General features: G+C 71.7%; 20 protein-coding genes. 12 read left to right on the top strand and 8 right to left on the bottom strand.

Going from position 1 to position 19,065, the window contains the following annotated elements:
• The first annotated feature begins 27 nt into the window (after window positions 1–27).
• From ADL34_RS13240 to ADL34_RS13230, 3 genes are all read left to right on the top strand, one after another.
• Window positions 28–801, top strand: coding sequence for an IclR family transcriptional regulator (locus ADL34_RS13240; protein ID WP_062671389.1), 774 nt, complete (start codon window positions 28–30; stop codon window positions 799–801).
• A gap of 4 nt (window positions 802–805) precedes the next feature.
• Window positions 806–1,276 carry a GNAT family N-acetyltransferase gene (locus ADL34_RS13235; protein WP_062671230.1) on the top strand — a complete coding sequence of 157 codons (471 nt, stop codon included), beginning with the start codon at window positions 806–808 and terminating at the stop codon, window positions 1,274–1,276.
• 91 nt (window positions 1,277–1,367) lie between these two features.
• On the top strand, window positions 1,368–2,813 hold the full coding sequence (locus ADL34_RS13230) for a peptidoglycan D,D-transpeptidase FtsI family protein (protein ID WP_062671228.1): 1,446 nt from the start codon (window positions 1,368–1,370) through the stop codon (window positions 2,811–2,813).
• Window positions 2,814–2,833: 20 nt separating this feature from the next.
• Here ADL34_RS13230 and ADL34_RS13225 read toward each other — a convergent pair whose 3' ends face one another.
• From ADL34_RS13225 to ADL34_RS13200, 6 genes are all read right to left on the bottom strand, one after another.
• Window positions 2,834–4,285, bottom strand: a complete 1,452-nt coding sequence (locus ADL34_RS13225) for an NCS2 family permease (RefSeq protein ID WP_062671225.1) — start codon at window positions 4,283–4,285, stop codon at window positions 2,834–2,836.
• 298 nt (window positions 4,286–4,583) lie between these two features.
• Window positions 4,584–5,180, bottom strand: a complete 597-nt coding sequence (locus ADL34_RS13220; RefSeq protein ID WP_062671224.1) for a TIGR03086 family metal-binding protein — start codon at window positions 5,178–5,180, stop codon at window positions 4,584–4,586.
• A gap of 57 nt (window positions 5,181–5,237) precedes the next feature.
• Entirely contained in the window at window positions 5,238–5,732 is a 495-nt protein-coding gene (locus ADL34_RS13215) for a DUF6010 family protein (RefSeq protein WP_234375006.1), read from the bottom strand.
• 110 nt (window positions 5,733–5,842) lie between these two features.
• Window positions 5,843–6,634: an ABC transporter permease gene (locus ADL34_RS13210; protein ID WP_062671222.1), complete on the bottom strand. Its 792-nt coding sequence runs from the start codon at window positions 6,632–6,634 to the stop codon at window positions 5,843–5,845.
• A complete protein-coding gene (locus ADL34_RS13205) occupies window positions 6,631–7,593 on the bottom strand; it encodes an ATP-binding cassette domain-containing protein (protein ID WP_062671221.1) in 963 nt (320 codons plus the stop codon). The genes ADL34_RS13210 and ADL34_RS13205 overlap by 4 nt, the downstream gene beginning before the upstream one ends.
• 35 nt (window positions 7,594–7,628) lie before the next feature.
• The gene (locus tag ADL34_RS13200) at window positions 7,629–8,303 is read right to left on the bottom strand and encodes a DUF4097 family beta strand repeat-containing protein (protein ID WP_062671219.1); all 675 of its coding nucleotides are present in this window, start codon (window positions 8,301–8,303) and stop codon (window positions 7,629–7,631) included.
• Window positions 8,304–8,531: 228 nt separating this feature from the next.
• Here ADL34_RS13200 and ADL34_RS13195 point away from each other — a divergent pair, with 228 nt between their 5' ends.
• Window positions 8,532–9,269, top strand: coding sequence for a helix-turn-helix domain-containing protein (locus ADL34_RS13195; RefSeq protein WP_062671217.1), 738 nt, complete (start codon window positions 8,532–8,534; stop codon window positions 9,267–9,269).
• Window positions 9,270–9,415: 146 nt separating this feature from the next.
• Here ADL34_RS13195 and ADL34_RS13190 read toward each other — a convergent pair whose 3' ends face one another.
• Both ADL34_RS13190 and ADL34_RS13185 read right to left on the bottom strand, forming a co-directional pair.
• Window positions 9,416–10,579 (bottom strand): hypothetical protein, encoded by a 1,164-nt coding sequence (locus ADL34_RS13190; RefSeq protein ID WP_062671215.1) that lies wholly within the window; start codon window positions 10,577–10,579, stop codon window positions 9,416–9,418.
• The gene (locus tag ADL34_RS13185) at window positions 10,576–11,523 is read right to left on the bottom strand and encodes a 5-dehydro-4-deoxyglucarate dehydratase (RefSeq protein ID WP_062671213.1); all 948 of its coding nucleotides are present in this window, start codon (window positions 11,521–11,523) and stop codon (window positions 10,576–10,578) included. Before ADL34_RS13185 ends, ADL34_RS13190 begins: the two co-directional genes overlap by 4 nt.
• Window positions 11,524–11,813: 290 nt before the next feature.
• Here ADL34_RS13185 and ADL34_RS13180 point away from each other — a divergent pair, with 290 nt between their 5' ends.
• The 8 genes from ADL34_RS13180 to ADL34_RS13145 all read left to right on the top strand — a co-directional run.
• Window positions 11,814–12,623, top strand: coding sequence for an NAD-dependent epimerase/dehydratase family protein (locus ADL34_RS13180; RefSeq protein WP_062671211.1), 810 nt, complete (start codon window positions 11,814–11,816; stop codon window positions 12,621–12,623).
• 263 nt (window positions 12,624–12,886) lie between these two features.
• Window positions 12,887–13,657, top strand: coding sequence for a DeoR/GlpR family DNA-binding transcription regulator (locus ADL34_RS13175; protein WP_062671209.1), 771 nt, complete (start codon window positions 12,887–12,889; stop codon window positions 13,655–13,657).
• Between the two features lie 86 nt (window positions 13,658–13,743).
• Entirely contained in the window at window positions 13,744–15,114 is a 1,371-nt protein-coding gene (locus tag ADL34_RS13170; protein ID WP_062671207.1) for an ABC transporter substrate-binding protein, read from the top strand.
• Entirely contained in the window at window positions 15,111–16,049 is a 939-nt protein-coding gene (locus ADL34_RS13165; protein ID WP_062671205.1) for a carbohydrate ABC transporter permease, read from the top strand. Before ADL34_RS13170 ends, ADL34_RS13165 begins: the two co-directional genes overlap by 4 nt.
• Window positions 16,046–16,894 (top strand): carbohydrate ABC transporter permease, encoded by an 849-nt coding sequence (locus ADL34_RS13160; RefSeq protein WP_062671203.1) that lies wholly within the window; start codon window positions 16,046–16,048, stop codon window positions 16,892–16,894. The genes ADL34_RS13165 and ADL34_RS13160 overlap by 4 nt, the downstream gene beginning before the upstream one ends.
• The gene (locus ADL34_RS13155) at window positions 16,891–17,880 is read left to right on the top strand and encodes a zinc-dependent alcohol dehydrogenase family protein (protein ID WP_062671201.1); all 990 of its coding nucleotides are present in this window, start codon (window positions 16,891–16,893) and stop codon (window positions 17,878–17,880) included. Before ADL34_RS13160 ends, ADL34_RS13155 begins: the two co-directional genes overlap by 4 nt.
• Window positions 17,881–18,117: 237 nt before the next feature.
• A complete protein-coding gene (locus tag ADL34_RS13150; RefSeq protein ID WP_062671199.1) occupies window positions 18,118–18,339 on the top strand; it encodes a hypothetical protein in 222 nt (73 codons plus the stop codon).
• Between the two features lie 189 nt (window positions 18,340–18,528).
• On the top strand, window positions 18,529–19,065 hold a 537-nt coding region (locus ADL34_RS13145; protein WP_199835567.1), incomplete at its 3' end, for a TerD family protein.

The following is a 19,065-nucleotide window of genomic DNA, read 5'->3' as shown; positions in this document are numbered from 1 at the left end:
CCTCGTCGAACAAAGGGGTCCATGGCGATGGCGGCTGGCGAGACGGGCGGCGGGGCGCAGGTCAAGTCCGCGGTACGGACGGTCGAACTGCTGGAGTACTTCGCCGGGCGCCCCGGCATGCACTCCCTCGCGGCGGTCCAGGAGGCCGTCGGTTATCCCAAGTCCAGCCTCTACATGTTGCTGCGCACCCTGGTCGAGCTGGGCTGGGTGGAGACCGACGCGACGGGCACCCGGTACGGCATCGGCGTCCGGGCCCTGCTGGTCGGCACCTCCTACATCGACGGCGACGAGGTCGTCGCGGCGGCCCGGCCCACCCTGGACCGGCTCTCCGACGACACCACCGAGACGATCCACCTGGCCCGCCTCGACGGCACGAACGTGGTGTACCTGGCCACCCGCCAGTCCCAGCACTACCTGCGGCCCTTCACCCGGGTCGGCCGCCGGCTGCCCGCGCACTCGACGTCCCTCGGCAAGGCGCTGCTGAGCACGTACTCCGACGAGCAGGTCCGCAAGATGCTCCCGGAGACGCTGCCCGCGCTGACGGAGAACACGATCACCGACCGGGAGAAGTTCATCGAGGAGCTGCACCAGGTCCGTGAGCAGGGCTTCGCCGTCGACCGCGAGGAGAACACGCTGGGGCTGCGCTGCTTCGGCGTGGCGATCCCCTACCGCACCCCGGCCCGGGACGCGATCAGCTGCTCGGTCCCGGTGGCGCGGCTGACGCCCGCGCACGAGCAGCTGGTGAAGGACGCGCTGTTCGACGCGCGCGACCGGCTGACCCTGGCCACCCGTAGGCTCTGACGTCATGGACGTCGAACTGCGCCCGGTGCACGACAGCGACCTGCCGGTCTTCTACCGCCAGCTGAACGATCCGGAGGCCCTGCGCATGGCGGCCTTCACCCCCGCCGATCCGACCGACCGGGCCGCCTTCGACGCGCACTGGCGGCGCGTCCTGGCCTCCTCCGACGTCCCGCGCACGATCCTGGCCGACGGGGACGTGGTCGGCAGCGCCGCCGTCTACGGGGAGCCCGGCGAGCGTGAGGTGACCTACTGGGTGGACCGCGCGTACTGGGGCCGCGGCATCGCCACGGCGGCGCTGCGCCGGCTGCTCGACGAGGTGCCCGAGCGCCCGCTGTACGCGCGCGCGGCCGCCGACAACGAGGGCTCGCTGCGGGTGCTGCTCAAGTGCGGGTTCCGGGTGACGGCGAAGGCGCGCGGCTTCGCCCACGCGCGGGGCACGGAGATCGACGAGTTCGTCCTGCACCTGGAGGACTGACGGCGCGGCTCCGCTCCCTTCCATGAACGTCCGATGAGAAATCGGGACGCATGGAACGATCGGACCCGATCCGTTCGTCCCTGGAAGTGGGATGAACAAGACGATCAGGCGGGCCTCCGTCTTCACGCTGCTCCTGGTGCTCGCCCTGCTGGTCAGGGCGACCTGGGTGCAGTTCTACGACGGACGGGCCCTCGCGGACGACAAGGACAACCGGCGGAACACGATCGCGCTGTACAGCGCGCCGCTCGGGGACATCATCGTGGGCGGCAAGCCGGTCACCGGTTCGGCCCGGACGACGGGCGGCGACCTCGCGTACAAGCGGACGTACCGGGACGGCTCGCTGTACTCGGCCGTGACCGGCTACAGCTCGCAGGCGTTCGGGGCCACGCAGCTGGAGGGCGTCTACCGGGACCTGCTCGACGGCACCGACAACCGCCTCAAGGGCGTGCTGGACACAGTGACCAACAAGCGGTCCGACCCGGGCAACGTCGTCACCACGATCGACCCCGCCGTGCAGAAGGCCGCCTACGACGCACTGGGCGACAAGAAGGGCGCCGCCGTCGCGATCGACCCGTCCTCGGGCCGCATCCTTGCGGTCGCCTCCACCCCGTCGTACGACCCCTCGAAGATCACCACCGGTGACGCGGACGCCTGGAAGCAGCTGACCGGCGACCCGGACAAGCCGATGACGAACCGCGCGCTGCGCCAGCCGCTGCCGCCCGGCTCGACGTTCAAGCTGGTCGTCGCGGCGGCCGCGCTGGAGGACGGCCTGTACGAGTCGGTGGACGACCCGACGGACAGCCCGGACCCGTACCCGCTGGCGCAGTCGAACAGCAAGCTGACCAACGAGAACCCCTCGGCGCCCTGCGAGGACGCCTCCCTCCGTGTCGCCCTGCGGTACTCGTGCAACAACGTCTTCGCGAGCGTCGCCGTCGACCTGGGCCAGGACAAGGTCCGCGCGATGGCCGAGAAGTTCGGCTTCAACGATGAGAAGCAGGACGTGCCGGTGCGGGCGTACGAGAGCGTGTACCCGGCGGACATGGACGAGGCGCAGACCGCGCTGTCCGGCATCGGGCAGTTCGACGTCACCGCGACGCCCCTGCAGATGGCCATGGTGTCGGCCGCCATCGCCAACGGCGGCGAGCTGGTCTCGCCGCACATGGTCGCGCAGATCACCGACGGCGGCGGCGACGTCCTGGAGGACTACGACGACACCGCGGGGAGCGAGGAGATCGTCAGCTCCCGCACCGCCGAGCAGCTCCAGTCGGCGATGCGCACGGTCGTCGAGGACGGCACCGGCACCAACGCGCGCATCGCGGGCGCCACGGTCGGCGGCAAGACGGGCACCGCCCAGCACGGCGAGAAGAACAGCAAGACGCCGTACGCCTGGTTCACGTCCTACGCGAAGGCGGACGGCAAGGAGGTCGCCGTGGCGGTGCTGGTGGAGCAGTCGAACGCCGCCCGCTCCGAGGTCAGCGGCAACGGCCTGGCCGCCCCCGTGGCCCGGAAGGTGATGGAGGCGGCTCTGCGCGGCTGACAGCCCTTGGTACGGCAGCGTCACCGTACGCCGAGGATCTGCTCGATCGGGTCGATGGCGAAGTACACCAGGAACAGCGCCGAGGTCCCCCACAGCAGCCAGTGCACCTCCCTGGCCCGGCCGAGCACGATCTTGATCAGCACGTAGGCGACGAACCCCGCGCCGATGCCGTTCGTGATCGAGTACGTGAAGGGCATGACGGCGATGGTCAGGAACGCCGGGATGGCGATGTCGTACCTGTCCCACTCGATGCTCTTGACCTGCGTCATCATCAGGAAGCCCACGGCGACCAGGGCGGGGGCGGCGGCCTGGAGCGGGACGATCGTGAGCAGCGGGGTGAAGAACAGCGCGAGCGCGAAGAGACCCCCGGTGACCAGGTTGGCGAAGCCCGTGCGGGCCCCCTCCCCGACGCCGGCCGCCGACTCGATGTAGGAGGTGGCGGAGGACGCCGAGGCCGCGCCGCCCGCGGCCGCCGCGGCGCCGTCGATGAGCAGCACCCGCCCGAGGTTCGGCACCCTGCCCTGCTCGTCGAGGAGCCCGGCCTCCGCGCTGACGCCGACGACCGTGCCCATGGTGTCGAAGAAGTCCGACAGGATCAGCGTGAAGATCAGCAGGACCACGGTGATGGCGGTGGTCTCCCCGAAGGCGCCGAACAGGCTGAAGTGCCCGAGGAGGCCGAAGTCGGGGGTGTCCACCACCTTGTCGGGCCAGGCGGGGGTGGTGAGGCCCCAGCTCTTGATGTCCGCCAGCGAGTCGATGATCATCGCGACGACCGTCATGGTGACGATGCTGATGAGGATGGCGCCCTTCACCTTGCGGGCGAGCAGGGCGATCGTCAGCAGGACGCCGAGGCAGAACACCAGGATCGGCCAGCCAGCGAGAGCACCGGTGCCGCCGAGCTGGACCGGCACGGTGGTGTTCGCGGCGTCCGGAATACGGCTGACGAAGCCGGCGTCGACGAAGCCGATGAACGCGATGAACAGGCCGATGCCGACGCTGATCGCCTGCTTGAGCGGCTGCGGGATGGCGTGCATGACGGCCTCGCGCAGCCCGGTGACGACGAGGCCGCAGATCAGCAGGCCCTCCAGGACGATCAGTCCCATCGCGTCGTCCCACGACATGAGGGGCGCGATCTGGAAGGCGACGACGGCGTTGAGGCCGAGACCGGCGGCGAGCGCGAGGGGCAGATTGCCGGCGACGCCCATGATGACGGTCATGACCGCGGCGACCAGGGCGGTGGCGGTGGTGAGCTGGACGGGGTCGAGCTGATGGCCGAACTTGTCCTTGGCGCTGCCCAGGATGATGGGGTTCAGGACAAGGATGTAGGCCATCGTGAAGAAGGTGGCGAAGCCTCCGCGTATCTCCCGGGACAGCGTGGAGCCTCGCCCGGATATCCGGAAGAACCGGTCGAGGCTGTTCACGCCCGGTTCGGGCGCTCCTGCCCGGTCGTCCACCTTCTGCGCTTCTGACATGGCGTCACTCCTCGTCGCCCGAAGGATCACGGTGCGGATGCTGGCTGGATTGTTCCCCCGCCGCGGGGGTTTCAGGTTTTCCCCGTGTTACGGAAGGGCATCGGCGGAAGACCTCCCCGCGCGTCCGCGGCCGCCGAGGCAACCGAACTCCCGTTCTCGTCATCTGACTTCACGGAGCGGCCACCACCCGCCCCGGGACCTGCCGGCCTGAGCCCCCCTCGGCCCGGCAGCGCCGAACGCCCCGCCGGTGACGACCGGCGGGGCGTTCGCTCGCTCTCGGGTCCGAGTGCCGGGTCTCCTACCGGGCCGGGCTCCAGCCGGGGTTCCGCCCGCTCAGGCCCACCGCGCGGTCCAGCAGGGGCGCCCCGTCCGGAACCGGGACGACGGGACCGAAGATGCCGCTGCCGTCCCGGCCGTTCTCTTCGGCCGCGGCCCACAGGAACTCGTAGGAGGCCCGCACCGCCGCGGGGTCGGGGTCGTACGGCTGCCCGGTGGCGCGGGCCAGGTCCCAGCCGTGGATCACCAGTTCGTCCACGGCGACAGCGCCCGCGACGGCACCGGGCATGTCGATGCCTCCCGCGCGGGTCGTCCCGGTCCACGGGCCGGGGGCCCGCCACACCTCGGCGAGCTCGTCGAGGACCTTGGGCAGTTCCTCGCGCCAGCCGGGCCCGACGTCCGGGACGGCCGAGTCCGGGCTGGTGTCGGTCGTGACGCCGAGGTCCTTGCGGCCGGCGTCGCGGAAGGCGACGGACAGGCCGAGCAGGTGGCCCAGCAGATGACGGACGGCGAGGTCCGGGCAGGGCGTCGGCGCGGCGAGCTGGTCGTCGCGGACGGCCAGGGCGAGACGGGCGACCGCCAGCGTCTGCGGTCCGAGGTCGAGCGTGGTGTCCGTCATGAGCCGGCTCCTCACAGATCGATCGTGTGAAGGGTGGACCGGCGGCGGGGGCGGAACTCATCGGTGCGCCGGCGCCGGGGGGAACTCATCGGTGCCCGCCCGGCGGGGTCGGCGCGTCGTGAGGGCGGCCGCGCCCGCCGGGTCCTCGGCCCGCTCCCGCGTTCCCCGCAGCCCCGCCCAGAGCTCGCGCGGGGTCCTGCCGCCCGCGAAGCACCACAGGGCGATCACCGGGTCGCAGATCGCGCAGCCCAGCGAGGAGGTGTGGGCGAAGGGGATGATCGGGTTGCCCTTGAGGTGGTGGACGGCGTCCCACGCGGTGTGGAGCAGCCAGGCGACACCCACGAAGGTCCAGGAGTCCAGTCCCCGGTACGCGACCCAGGTGGCCACCGCCGTGAACGCGAACTCCCAGCCGCCCAGCCCGCCGCCGCTCAGGTAGGCGGCGCCCGCGCCGGCCACCATGACGGCGTTGAAGCGGCGCCGGTGCGGCTCACGGATGAGGGACATCAGGAGGACGTAGACGAGACCGACGCCGATCGGCGCGACGTACTGCATTTCGTAAGTGCCTTTTCCCGTGGACCGGTTGGACGGCTCACCACGCTAGGACCGGCTCCCGGCCGGTCCCAGAGGGGTGATCGACAGCTTCCGACGGGTTCCCGCCAGGGTCACTTCGGCTCGGCGTCGAACCGGGCCGCCGACCAGCGGTGCCCGAGGACCGCGAGGCCCAGGCACCAGGCCAGGGCCAGCCACCCGTGGTGACCGATCCCGGTGCCCAGGAGCAACCCCCGCAGGGTCTCGATGGCCGGGGTGAACGGCTGGTACTCGGCGATCGGCCGGAACCAGCCCGGCATCGCGTCGAGCGGCACGAACGCGCTGGACAGCAGGGGCAGCAGGATGAGCGGCAGCGCGTTGTTGCTCGCGGCCTCGGCGTTCGGGCTGACCAGGCCCATGCCGACCGCGATCCAGGTGAGCGCGGTGGCGAAGAGCACGAGCAGCCCGAACGCGGCGACCCACTCCAGCACGGTGGCGTCGGTGGAGCGGAAGCCGATGGCCAGGCCCACCGCGCCGACGACGACCACACTGGCCACGGACTGGATGACACTGCCGACGACATGCCCGACGATCACGGAGCCGCGGTGGATCGCCATGGTGCGGAAGCGGGCGATGATCCCCTCGGTCATGTCGTTGGAGACGGAGACCGCGGTGCCGACCGTGGTGCTGCCGATGGTCATGAGCAGGATGCCGGGGACGATGTACGCGACGTACGCGGACCGGTCGGCGCCGCCGCCGCCGATGCCGGCGCTCATCGTGTCGCCGAAGACGTAGACGAAGAGCAGCAACAGCATGACCGGCGTGAGCAGCAGGTTCAGCGTGAGGGACGGATAGCGCCGGGCGTGCAGCAGATTGCGGCGCAGCATGGTCGAGGAGTCGCGTACGGCGAGGGAGAGGGTGCTCATCGGGCGGTCTCCTTGGCTTGTCCGGGGATGACGGCGTCGCCGGTCAGGGCGAAGAAGACGTCGTCGAGGTCGGGGGTGTGCACGGTCAGCTCGTCGGCCTCGACGCCGAGGGCGTCGAGCCGGCCGAGGAGCGCGTGCAGTTCGCGCTGGCTGCCGCCGCTCGGGATCTGCAGCGCGAGGGCGTCGTCGTCCCGGTGGACCTCGCCCAGCGCGGCGGAGGCACGCCGGTAGGCGGCCGGGTCGGTGAAGCGGAGCCTGACGTGGCCGCCGGGGACCAGCCGCTTCAGTTCCTCGGCGGTCCCCTCGGCCGCGATCGTGCCGTCGTTCAGCACGGCGATGCGGTCGGCGAGTTCGTCGGCCTCCTCCAGGTACTGGGTGGTGAGGAAGACGGTGACGCCGTCGGCGACCAGTGCGCGGATGATCTGCCACATGGAGTGCCGGGAGCGCGGGTCGAGGCCGGTGGTCGGCTCGTCGAGGAAGATGATCCTCGGGTCGCCGACCAGCGTCATGGCGATGTCCAGGCGTCGCTTCATGCCGCCCGAGTAGGTGGACGCGGGCTTCCTGGCGGCCTCGGTGAGGTCGAAGCGCTCCAGCAGGCCGGCGGCGACCCGGCGTCCCTCCCGCTTGGGGAGGTGGTGCAGGTCGGCCATGAGCAGCATGTTCTCCTCGCCGGTGATCAGGCCGTCGACGGCGGAGAACTGCCCGGTGACGCCGATGGCGGCGCGCACGGCCTGGGGGTCGGCGGCGAGGTCGTGGCCGCCGACCCGGATCGGGCCGCTGCCGGGGCCGGGCTGGATGAGGGTGGACAGGATCTTGACGACGGTGGTCTTCCCGGCGCCGTTGGGTCCGAGCAGGGAGAAGATCGTTCCCCGGGGGACGGTCAGGTCGATGCCGTCGAGGACGGTCGTGTCGCCGTAGGACTTGCGCAGGTCGTGTGCGGTGATGGCCGCGTCGGTCATGAGCGGGTTCCCCCTGTGTGGTCCGGGTGCGGATGTCAGAGGCTGCGGGCGGTGATGTCGCCGTAGCCGGTGGTGGCGTGGATCTGGAGGGCGGCGCCGGAGCCGTCGGCGTTCCGCAGGCTGTTGTGGACGCGGCCGAAGCCGGTGCCGGCGTCGAGCGAGGCGGAGACGTCGCGGGCCGCGCCGACGGTGACGGCCCCGTGCCCGGTGCGCAGGGTGACCCGGCCGCCGACGGCCTCGGTGACGTCGATGTCGCCCTTCTGGGTGCTGATCTCGGCGGCGCCGCGCAGCCGGCCGACCGTGATGTCGCCGGCCTGGAGGCTGAGGCGGGCGCTCTCGGCCTCGTCGACCTTGACGGTGGCCTGGGCGCCCTCGAAGGCGAGGTCGCCGAGGCGTCCGACGCCGCGGAGTTCGGCGAGGGCGGCCTTGGCGTCGACGCGGGAGCCGGCGGGGAGCTGGACCGTCACCTCGACCGAGCCGGGGTCGCGCAGGGCGCGGGCGCCGGTCAGCGGGGCGGCGGTGACCTTGAGGACGCCGTCGGCGCAGCCGACGTCGATCCGCTCGGCGGCCCGGACGTCACGGTCGCGGGCCGCGTCGGCGGGCCGCACCTCGACGGTGACGTCGTCACGGTCACCGGCGATGAGCTGGAGGCGGCCGGCCGGGACGTCGAGGACGAGGGCGATCGGGGCGGGGGCGTGGAAGGTGTGCACGGTGTTCTCCTCGGGGTGTGTTCTGTCGTTTCCAACGCTCGAAACGCTACGTTGCATTCACGGAGTGGGCAACATACTTGTTGCATGCCAATCCAGTAATCGCAGCTCAGGAGACCGATTTCGTTGCAACGAACCTGACCGCAATGCAACGGAAAGAGGGACGGGCGTTGCAATGAGATGGCCCGAACGCTACGCTGGCGTCCTGCACACACGAACCAGGAGGACGCGATGCCGGGAGGCAGGCTCACCCAGCAGGAACGTCAGCGGATCGCCCTGGGGCTGGCGGACGGGCTGGCCTACGCGGAGATCGCGAGGAGTCTCGACCGCCCGACCTCGACGATCACCCGTGAGGTCATGCGCAACGGCGGCCCCACCGAGTACCGCGCGGACCTCGCCCACCGCGCGGCGGAGCGCCGGGCGCACCGGCGCCGGCCGGCCGCGTCGCCGGGCCCGGTGTCCGAACCGCTGCCGTACGGGCGCGACGCGGACGCCGTCGCCGACTACGAGGAGCGGTTCACGACCGTGATGATCGCGTCGGGCCTGGCCAAGTCGATGTCCCGGGTGATGGTCTGCCTCCTCACCAGCGACACCGGCGGCATGACGGCGGCCGAGCTGGCCGGGCGCCTGCGGATCAGCCCGGCGACCGTCTCGAAGTCGATCACCTTCCTGGAGAGCCAGTCCCTGGTGCGCCGGGAGCGCGACGAACGCCGGCGCGAGCGGTACGTCATCGACGACGACCTCTGGTACCAGTCGATGATCGCCAGCGCCCGGTCCCTGGAGGAGCAGGTGCAGCTGGCCCTCGAGGGGGTGGACGTGCTCGGTCCCGGCACCCCGGCGGCCGTCCGGCTGGAGAACGTCGGCCGGTTCCTGCAGTACGTGGCCGAGAGCCTCGTCCGCGCCGCCGAGCAGGCCCGCGAGGTCCTCCATACGAAGCCGGACGGAGCCGCGGAGGACGACAAGGACTGACCCGGGGCACGCTCCAAGGCGGTTGCCGATGCCCGCGCCCCCGCCTCAGCCGCACAGTCCTGCGGCATGCCGACGCCCGCCTCCACCTCGCCGCCGTCGTGGTGCCGCCTCGGCGTGGTCCGGGCGGCGAGCGCGGCACTCCTGCGTCAGAGCGCGGCGAGCCCCTCCCGCACCGCCGACAGGTCGTCGTCCGACGCCAACCCGGCGTGATAGAGCCGCAGTTCGGTGGCGCCCCGGTCCCGCGCGCGGGCCGCGTCCTCGGCGAGCGTGCCGGGGCTGCCGCCCATGCCGGCGACCACCTGGAGGTTCGCGGCGAGGACCGCGTCCGCGCGGCCCTGCTCCGCGAACGGGGCGAGCAGGTGGGGGCCGCCCGCGCAGGGCACCACGACGCCGTCCGCGACGGAGAGGATGTGCGCGGGGTCGACGCCGGCGTTGGCGCCGCAGTGGTACGTGACCGGGTCGGCGTGCAGCAGCACCTGGAACCCGGCGGGGGCGGCCCGGCGGACCGCCGCGACCGCGGCCTCCTGGAGGGTGCGCGCGGTCGTGTCGCGCCACGCGCGCGTGGCCGTCGCGTACTCCTCGCCGAGCAGCTTCTCCACGCCGGCCCAGCCCTCGTCGGCGGCCGTGCCGCGCCAGAGCGGCTCGAGGGCGGCGCGCACGGCGGCGGCCAGCGCGTCCGCGTCGACGCCCTGTGCCGCGTAGCCCCGCGCGCAGTCCGGGCAGAAGCAGAGGGACATCAGGTACTGCCCGGCGTCCCCGAGCGCCACTCCGGCCGTCTTGTCGTGGGCGTGCAGGTGCTGGAGCCCGTACCAGCCGAGGGACTCCAGTTCGGTGCCGCGCGCGCCCGGCCGTACGGCGGCCTCGGCGGCGAGATCGACGAGGTACGCGCGTGTGGCGGGCTGCGCGATGCACGGGGCCCACGGGTAGCGGTCGCCGTAGGCGTTGACGACCGAGGTGGCCGGATGCTCGGTGCCCAGCCGGGAGTTGTGCGCGAGCACCACCCAGGTGTGCACCTCCAGACCGGCTTCCGTGAGCGCGGCGGCGGCCTCGCCGAAGGCGTCGCCGGGCGCCCAGTCGCCCGCCGGGTACGGGCGCAGCTCACGGCCCTCCCAGCGGGCGCCGGCCGGGTAGAGCACGGCCGCGTGGTCCGCGGTCACGACGCGGTGGCGGGGGTGGCGGGGGGTGAGGGCGCGGGTGGAGTGGTAGGCCGAGGCGAGGGTCGCCTGCCGCACGCCGAGCCCCGCGATCCGCCCGGCGGCCTCCGGGTCCCCGCCGATGTCCCAGGGGTAGACGAACGCCGACGCCTTCACCGGGCCTCCTCCGGGTCCAGCAGGGTGTGGCCGCGTTCGATCAGCTGCGCGAGCTGTTTGACGTGGTCCTCGCCCGGCTCGTGCAGCGGGGGCCGCACCTCCCCCACGTCCAGGCCGCGCAGCCGTACACCGGCCTTGACGAGGGCGACGGCGTACCCCGCTCCCTGGGCGCGCAGTTCGACGAACGGGCGGTAGAAGCCGTCCAGGAGCCGGCCCACCATGTCCTCGTCTCCGTCGTGCAGGGCCTGGTAGAAGGCGAGGGCGATCTCGGGGGCGAAGCAGAACACGGCGGAGGAGTAGAGGGTGACGCCGAGGGCACGGTAGGCGAGCTGGGTCTGCTCGGCGGTCGGCAGGCCGTTGAAGTAGAGGAAGTCGCCGGGCGCCTCGGAGCGGACGGCGCTGACGATCCGCTGCATGAGGTCGAGGTCGCCGAGGCCGTCCTTGAGGCCGATGATCCCGTCCGTGCGGGCCAGTTCGACGACCGTGTCCGGGGTGAAGACGGCGTTGTCCCGCTGGTACACGATGACGGGGAGCGCGGTCGCGGCGGCCAGCGTGCGGTAGTGGCGCAGCAGCCCCTCCTGTCCGGCGACCACGAGGTACGGCGGCATCGCGAGCAGGCCGTCGGCGCCCGCGTCCTCGGCGAGCGCCGCGTGGCGGACGGCGAGAGCGGTGCCGTAGCCGGTCCCCGCGACGACCGGCACCCGCCCCTCGGCGGCCTCGACGGCGGCCCGGACGCACGCCTGGAACTCCTCGGGCGTGAGGGCGTGGAACTCCCCGGTCCCGCAGCAGGCGAAGACGGCCGCCGCGCCGGCGTCGACACCGCGCCGGACGTGGGTGCGGTAGGTGTCGAGGTCGACCGATCCGTCGGGGCCGTAGGCCGTGACGGGGAAGAACAGCGGCCCGCCGGGAAGGCTCAGGCGTGCGGCGAGAGGGGCTGGCGTCACGGGCTCTCCCTAGAACAGGCGCTCACGTTTCTGATCAGCGTCACGTTTCTGATCCACGTCCATATTCTTGAACGACGTCAGCCTAAGGAGCGCCATCGAGGCCGGTCAAGCGCGCATACGGCCCGACCGGCGGCGAATCGGCCCCCTTCGCGGGAGACTTGACGCGGTCGGCGACCGCTCCTTAGCGTGTCCACGCATGTGAATGCGGTCCAAGCATGCGGTCGGGTGATCGCTCGCCGCGATCCCTGCCCGAGCCCCGACCGTGCAGCGCCGAGCCTAGGAGCCCGAGGATGCCCGCACCCCGCACCGTTCTGCTCACCGGCGCCGCCGGCGGACTCGGCACCCTGATGCGCGGCCTGCTCCCGTCGTACGGCTACGAACTGCGGCTGCTCGACATGCGGCCCATCGAGGACGAGCCGGACGCGATCGTCGCCGACCTCGCCGACCGGGAGGCGCTGCGCGAGGCCGTGCGGGGCGTCGACGCGATCATCCACCTCGCGGGGATCTCCCTGGAGGCCTCGTTCGAGAAGATCCTCCGGGCCAACATCGAGGGCACCTACCACCTCTACGAGGCCGCTCGCGAGGAGGGCGTCGGACGGATCGTCTTCGCCTCCTCCAACCACGCCGTCGGCTTCACCCCCCGCCCCCAGGGCGACGACCCCCTGATCCCCGTCGACACCCCGCGCCGCCCGGACACCTTCTACGGCCTGTCCAAGTGCTTCGGCGAGGACCTGGCCCAGCTCTACTGGGACAAGCACGGCCTGGAGACGGTGTCCGTGCGCATCGGCTCCTGCTTCCCCGAGCCCACCAGCGTGCGCATGCTGTCGGTCTGGATGAGCCCCGCCGACGGGGCGCGGCTCTTCCACGCGGCCCTGACCGCGCCGGACGTCGGGCACACCGTCGTCCACGGCTCCTCCGCCAACACCCGCCTGTGGTGGGACCTCACGAGCGCCCGCGCCCTCGGCTACGAGCCGCGGGACGACTCCGAGCCGTACGCCGGGAAGCTGATCGCCGAGCAGGGCGAGCTCGACCCGGAGAACATCGCGCACGCCTACCTGGGCGGCCACTTCGTCAGCGACCCCCCGATCTGGCCGTACTGACCGGAAAACGTGACCGGAAAGCGGCGGGCGGGCACCGAACGGGCCCGCCCGCCGCCGCGCACAACCCCGCAGGTCCGAGACGGGCACACCGCACCGCGAACGGGCACATGCGGGCAGCATCGGGCGCGCAACAGAGCTGGTCAGGCCCGCACACCCGCTGTAGAACTTTCCCCCAGGGACGCCACCGGGCCCGAACGGGCACCGGCCGGACTCCTCCGGAGGCGAACGGGCCGGACCATCAGCGGCGAAGGGCAAGGGGCGGCATGAGTACGAGAACGGCCGAGGACCGCCAGCGCGAGATCGTGCTGGCCGCACGGCGCGACGGCTCCGTGGACGTCACCGCGCTCGCCGCCGAGCTGGGCGTGGCCAAGGAGACCGTGCGACGGGACCTGCGGGTCCTGGAGGACCACGGCCTGCTCCGGCGCACCCATGGCGGCGCCTACCCCGTGGAGAGCGCCGGCTTCGAGACGACGCTCGCCTTCCGCGCCACCAGCCATGTCCCCGAGAAGCGCCGGATCGCGGCCGCCGCGGCCGAGCTGGCCGGGGACGCCGAGACGGTCTTCGTCGACGAGGGCTTCACCCCGCAGCTCATCGCCGAGGCCCTGCCCACCGACCGGCCGCTCACCGTGGTCACCGCGTCCCTGCCGGTCGCGGGCGCCCTCGCCGGGGCCGAGCACGTCTCCGTGCTCCTGCTCGGCGGGCGGGTCCGGTCCGGCACCCTGGCCACGGTCGACCACTGGACCACCAAGATGCTGGCCGGCTTCGTCATCGACCTGGCGTACATCGGCGCCAACGGCATCTCCCGCGAACACGGCCTCACCACGCCCGACCCGGCGGTCAGCGAGGTCAAGGCACAGGCCATCCGCGCCGCCCGCCGCACGGTGTTCGCGGGCGTGCACACCAAGTTCGGGGCGGTCAGCTTCTGCCGGTTCGCCGACATCGGCGCACTGGAGACGATCGTCACGAGCACGCTGCTCCCGTCCACCGAGGCCCACCGCTACGCGCTCATGGGGCCGCAGGTCATCCGCGTCTGACGCACCACCCACCTCCCCGAGGGGCACCGCCACACCACCGGCCGCCCCTTACCTCCCCATAAACCCAATACGTCCAGGAGCGATCCATGCGAACCCAGAGCCGACGACGGCCACCGCGAGCCACGCTCGCCGCGGCCGCCGCAGGGACGCTGCTCGCCCCGCTGCTCTCCGGCTGCTGGACCGGAGCGGGCGGGGCCGGCTCCGGGGGCGACGCCATCAACGTCCTGATGGTCAACAACCCCCAGATGACCGAGCTGCAGAAGCTCGCGCCGCGCTTCACCCAGGAGACCGGCATCAAGGTCAACTTCACCGTGCTCCCCGAGAACGACGTCCGCGACAAGATCAGCCAGGACTTCGCCAACCAGGCCGGCCAGTACGACGTCGCCACGCTCTCCAACTACGAGATACCCATCTACGCCCGCAACGGCTGGCTGAAGGAGATGGACTCCTACGTCGCCGAGGACCCCGGCTACGACGAGCAGGACGTCCTCAAGCCCATGCGCGAGTCCCTCACCGGCGACGACGGCAAGCTCTACGGCCAGCCCTTCTACGGCGAGTCGTCCTTCCTGATGTACCGCAAGGACGTCTTCGAGAAGGCCGGCCTGACCATGCCCGCGCACCCCACCTGGCGGCAGGTGGCCGAGTTCGCGGAGAGGACGGACGGCGCCGAGCCCGGCATGAAGGGCATCTGCCTGCGCGGACTCCCCGGCTGGGGCGAGGTGATGGCCCCGCTCACGACCGTCGTGAACACCTTCGGCGGCACCTGGTTCGACAAGGACTGGAAGGCGCGGCTGGACTCCCCCGAGTGGAAGAAGGCGACGAGGTTCTATGTCGACCTGGTCCGTGAGCACGGCGAGTCCGGCGCCGCCCAGTCCGGCTTCGCCGAGTGCCTGAACAACATGACCCAGGGCAAGGTCGCCATGTGGTACGACGCCACCTCGGCGGCCGGTTCCCTGGAGGCGGCGAAGTCCCCGGTCAAGGGCAAGGTCGGCTACGCCCCGGCGCCCGTCGAGAAGACCGATTCAGCCGGCTGGCTCTACACCTGGGCGTGGGGCATCCAGGACGCCTCCCGCAACCCCGACAAGGCCTGGAAGTTCGTCTCCTGGGCGTCGGGCAAGCGCTACGAGCAGCTCGTCGGAGACGAGTTCGGCTGGTCCAACATCCCGGCCGGCAAGCGCGCCTCCACCTACGCCAACCCGGACTACCGCGCGGAGGCGGCGGCCTTCCAGGAGATGACGAAGGAGTCCATCGAGGGCGCCCGGCCGAAGGATCCCGGGGTGCAGCCGCGGCCCGCGCCCGGCATCCAGTTCGTCGGCATCCCCGAGTTCACCGACCTCGGCACCAAGGTCTCCCAGGAGATCAGCGCGGCCATCGCCGGACGCCAGTCCGTCGAGTCGGCCCTGAGGAAGTCCCAGCAGCTCGCCGAGAAGATCTCCGAGGAGTACGAGGGGCGATGACAGCGACCACCACGGCCCCCGTGGCCACGCCATCCGTACGCACCACCCGTCCGCCCTCCGCCCGGCTCCGCAACTGGGCGACCCGGGCCCCGTTGCTGCCCGCGCTGATCTTCATGATCGTGGTGACCCAGCTGCCGTTCGTGGCGACGCTGGTCATCTCGTTCTTCGACTGGAACTCCCTCTACCCGGACGCCCGGCACTTCGCCGGCCTGGAGAACTACCGGGAGGTCCTCACCGACGCCGACCTGCGCCACTCGGTGTGGACGACCGTGCTCCTCACCGTCGCGGTGGTGCTGGCCAGCCTCGTCCTCGGCCTCGTGCTCGCCCTGCTGCTCGACCGCAGGTTCAAGGGGCGCGGTGTGGTCCGCACCCTGCTGATCGCGCCATTCCTGGTGGTGCCCGTCGCCGCGGCGCTGCTCTGGAAGCACGTGCTCTACAACCCTGAGTACGGCCTGTTCAATGGGCTGTTGCACTATGTGGGCGGCCCACAGCCGGACTGGATATCCAACACCCCGCTGCTCGCGGTGGAGGCATCCCTGGTGTGGCAGTGGACACCGTTCATGATGCTGATCCTGCTGGCCGGCCTGCAGAGCCGCGATCACGAGCAGATCGAGGCGGCCCGCGTCGACGGCGCGAGCGACTGGCAGATCTTCCGCCACCTCACGCTGCCGCATCTGCGCCGCTACCTCGAACTCGGCGCCCTGCTCGGCTCGATCTACATCGTGCAGAACTTCGACGCGGTCTTCACGATCACGTCCGGCGGCCTCGGCACCGCCAACCTCCCCTACACCGTCTACCAGAGCTTCTACCAGGCCCATGAGAACGGCCTCGCCTCGGCCGCCGGCGTCCTGGTGGTCATCGGCTCGATCATCATCGCCACCTTCGCGCTGCGCGTGGTGTCGTCCCTGTTCCGCGAGGAGGTGTCACGCGCATGAGCGCCGTGGCCGTACGACTTCGCAGCCGCCGCAAGGGAACGGGCCTCGGCCTGGTGGCCTGGCTGCTCGGGATCGCGTTCTTCCTGCCCATCGCCTGGATGGCGCTGACGTCCTTCCACTCCGAGCAGGACGCGGCGACCAACCCTCCGTCCTTCGCCGCGTCCCTGACCCTGGACGGCTACCGGGAGTTCTTCGGCGCGGGCGGCGGCGCCAGCCCCTGGCCCTCACTGATCAACTCGGCGGTGGCGTCGATCGCGTCGACCCTGTTCGTCCTGGTCCTCGCCCTCCCGGCGGCCTACGCCCTGTCGATCCGCCCGGTGCGGAAGTGGACGGACGTCTTGTTCTTCTTCCTGTCGACGAAGATGCTGCCGGCCGTGGCGGGCCTGCTGCCGCTGTACCTGTTCGCGAAGAACACCGGCATGCTCGACAACATCTGGCTGCTGGTCGTCCTCTACACCTCCATGAACCTGCCGATCGCGGTGTGGATGATGCAGTCCTTCCTCGCCGAGATCCCCGTCGCGGTGATCGAGGCGGCCCGGGTGGACGGGGCACGGCTGCCGACGATCCTGACCCGCGTGGTGGCCCCGATCGCCCTCCCGGGCATCGCCGCGACGGCTCTGATCTGCTTCATCTTCAGCTGGAACGAACTGCTGTTCGCCCGGGTGCTGACCGGCGTCGTCGCCGAGACCGCGCCCGTCTTCCTGACCGGCTTCATCACCAGCCAGGGCCTGTTCCTGGCCAAGGTGTGCGCCGCGTCGCTCGTCATCTCCCTGCCGGTGCTCGCCGCGGGGTTCGCCGCCCAGGACAAGCTGGTCCAGGGCCTGTCGTTGGGAGCCGTGAAATGAAGGCCGCCGTCATCGAGTCCGTGGGCAAGGCCGTCGTCGCCGAGGTCCCCGACCCGACGCCCGGCCCGCGCGAGGTCGTCGTCGAGGTCGCCGCGTGCGGCCTGTGCGGCACCGATCTGCACATCCTCCAGGGCGAGTTCGCGCCGAAGCTGCCGATCGTGCCCGGGCACGAGTTCGCGGGCGAGGTCGTCGGGGTCGGCACCGGTGTCACCGAGCTGTCCGTGGGCGACCGGGTCGCCGTCGACCCCTCCCTGTACTGCCATGAGTGCCGCTACTGCCGTACCGGCCACAACAACCTGTGCGAACGGTGGGCGGCGATCGGCGTCACCACGGCGGGCGGGGCCGCGCAGTTCGCGGTCGCGCCGGTGGCGAACTGCGTCAGGCTGCCCGAGCACGTGCGCACGCAGGACGCGGCCCTCATCGAGCCGCTGTCCTGCGCGGTACGCGGCTACGACGTCCTCCAGTCCCGCCTCGGCGCCCACGTCCTGATCTACGGCTCCGGGACGATGGGCCTGATGATGCTGGAGCTGGCCAAGCGGACCGGCGCGGCGAGCGTCGACATGGTGGACCTCAACCCGACGCGCCTGGATACCGCCCGCCGTCTCGGCGTCTCGGCCTCCGCGGCCACCCCCGACGAGCTGGACCGCCCGCAGGGCTGGGACCTGGTGATCGACGCGACGGGCAACGCTGCGGCCATCCAGGACGGCCTCGGCCGGGTCGCCAAGGCCGGCACGTTCCTGCAGTTCGGGGTCGCCGACTACGCGACCCGGGTGGAGATCGACCCGTACCGGATCTACAACCAGGAGATCACCATCACGGGGTCCATGGCCGTCCTGCACAGCTACGAACGCGCGGCGGAACTCTTCGCCAACGGCGTCCTCGACCCGGACGTCTTCATCAGCGACCGCCTCCCCCTGGACCAGTACCCCCAGGCCCTGGACCAGTTCGCCTCGGGCGTGGGCCGCAAGATCGTGGTGGTGCCGTAGCGGTTCTCGCCCCCGCCGCCCCTACGTCCCATCCTCCTGGGGCTCCGCCCCAGACCCCGCTCCTCCAACGCCGGAGGGGCTGATTTCAGCCCGTCCGGCGTTTGAGGACGAGGCCCGTCCAGGGCCGAAGCGGGGGTCCGGGGGCGGCAGCGGCCCCAGGACGGGGACGGGTAAGGGGCCGGGCGCCCAGGGGAAAACCCTTAGGAGCCCGCGCCCCGCGCCCGTACCATCCCCGGCATGGTCAGACCGAACGGCTTCGCGTACGAGGCCCACCCCGACGGGACCGTCCACATCACCCACCACGGCCGCGGCGCCACCGTCCTGCGGGGCGACCGGGCCGCCCGCTTCCTCGGCGAGGTCGCCACCACCGACCCGCAGCTCGTCATGGCCCGCTGGACCGGCAACTACCGCCGCGGCAACGAGCGCACCGCGCGAGCCCACCCCCGGAACCGGGGCTGACCGGTTCAGCCCGTCCGGCGTGTGAGGACGAGGCCCGTCCAGGGGCGAAGCGGGGGTCCGGGGGCGGCGGCCCTCGGGGATGGGACGGGCAGGGGCGGCGGGGGCGAGAAAAGTCTCCGGCGTCCATCGTTTTGGCCCTGGGTAAGGGAACGGTAAAACGACCTCGCTCGTTGACCCGGCATGACAGCTATGACCCCCGGCTCGAACATCCCTCTTCCCACCGCGCGCGTGACGGTGGACGTCGCCGCCCCGGTGCGGCTCGACGTATCGGGCCTGCTGCTCACCGCCGACGGCAAGGTGCGCTCCGACGACGACTTCATCTTCTACAACCAGCCGGCCGGCCCGGGCGTGACCTACCGCTCCGGCGGCGGCACCTCCCCGGACTCGATCACGGTCGACACCTCGGCCGTACCCCCCGGCATCGAGAAGATCGTCGTCACGGCCAGCCCGGACGCGGCCGGGCAGACCTTCCGGGGCATCGAGCCCACAGCCACCCTCCGCGGCGCCGACGACCAGGCCGTCCTCGCCACCTTCACTCCCCCGCAGCTCGGCGACGAGACCGCGCTGGTGGTCATGGAGATCTACCTGCGCAACGGGCAGTGGAAGGCCCGCGCGGTCGGCCAGGGCTACGCGAACGGCCTGGCGGGCATCGCCACCGACTTCGGCGTCACGGTGGAGGACCCGGCCCCGGCCGCGTCCGGGCTGGCCGTGACGACGATCTTCTCG

This window comes from Streptomyces sp. NRRL WC-3605, assembly GCF_001509795.1.
GTDB lineage: Bacteria > Actinomycetota > Actinomycetes > Streptomycetales > Streptomycetaceae > Streptomyces > Streptomyces viridochromogenes.
Note: the sequence above shows the minus strand (reverse complement) of the source record. Positions and strands in the feature narration are given on the sequence as shown.

Excerpts from the sequence above, each read along its gene's own strand:
- ADL34_RS13220 (WP_062671224.1), bottom strand. The coding sequence starts at position 5,180 with ATGACGGACACCACGCTCGACCTCGGACCGCAGACGCTGGCGGTCGCC.
- ADL34_RS13170 (WP_062671207.1), top strand. The coding sequence starts at position 13,744 with ATGCGAACCCAGAGCCGACGACGGCCACCGCGAGCCACGCTCGCCGCG.
- ADL34_RS13150 (WP_062671199.1), top strand. The coding sequence starts at position 18,118 with ATGGTCAGACCGAACGGCTTCGCGTACGAGGCCCACCCCGACGGGACC.
- ADL34_RS13230 (WP_062671228.1), top strand. The coding sequence starts at position 1,368 with ATGAACAAGACGATCAGGCGGGCCTCCGTCTTCACGCTGCTCCTGGTG.
- ADL34_RS13210 (WP_062671222.1), bottom strand. The coding sequence starts at position 6,634 with ATGAGCACCCTCTCCCTCGCCGTACGCGACTCCTCGACCATGCTGCGC.
- ADL34_RS13175 (WP_062671209.1), top strand. The coding sequence starts at position 12,887 with ATGAGTACGAGAACGGCCGAGGACCGCCAGCGCGAGATCGTGCTGGCC.
- ADL34_RS13160 (WP_062671203.1), top strand. The coding sequence starts at position 16,046 with ATGAGCGCCGTGGCCGTACGACTTCGCAGCCGCCGCAAGGGAACGGGC.
- ADL34_RS13240 (WP_062671389.1), top strand. The coding sequence starts at position 28 with ATGGCGGCTGGCGAGACGGGCGGCGGGGCGCAGGTCAAGTCCGCGGTA.
- ADL34_RS13165 (WP_062671205.1), top strand. The coding sequence starts at position 15,111 with ATGACAGCGACCACCACGGCCCCCGTGGCCACGCCATCCGTACGCACC.
- ADL34_RS13235 (WP_062671230.1), top strand. The coding sequence starts at position 806 with ATGGACGTCGAACTGCGCCCGGTGCACGACAGCGACCTGCCGGTCTTC.
- ADL34_RS13205 (WP_062671221.1), bottom strand. The coding sequence starts at position 7,593 with ATGACCGACGCGGCCATCACCGCACACGACCTGCGCAAGTCCTACGGC.
- ADL34_RS13225 (WP_062671225.1), bottom strand. The coding sequence starts at position 4,285 with ATGTCAGAAGCGCAGAAGGTGGACGACCGGGCAGGAGCGCCCGAACCG.
- ADL34_RS13180 (WP_062671211.1), top strand. The coding sequence starts at position 11,814 with ATGCCCGCACCCCGCACCGTTCTGCTCACCGGCGCCGCCGGCGGACTC.
- ADL34_RS13155 (WP_062671201.1), top strand. The coding sequence starts at position 16,891 with ATGAAGGCCGCCGTCATCGAGTCCGTGGGCAAGGCCGTCGTCGCCGAG.
- ADL34_RS13215 (WP_234375006.1), bottom strand. The coding sequence starts at position 5,732 with ATGCAGTACGTCGCGCCGATCGGCGTCGGTCTCGTCTACGTCCTCCTG.
- ADL34_RS13195 (WP_062671217.1), top strand. The coding sequence starts at position 8,532 with ATGCCGGGAGGCAGGCTCACCCAGCAGGAACGTCAGCGGATCGCCCTG.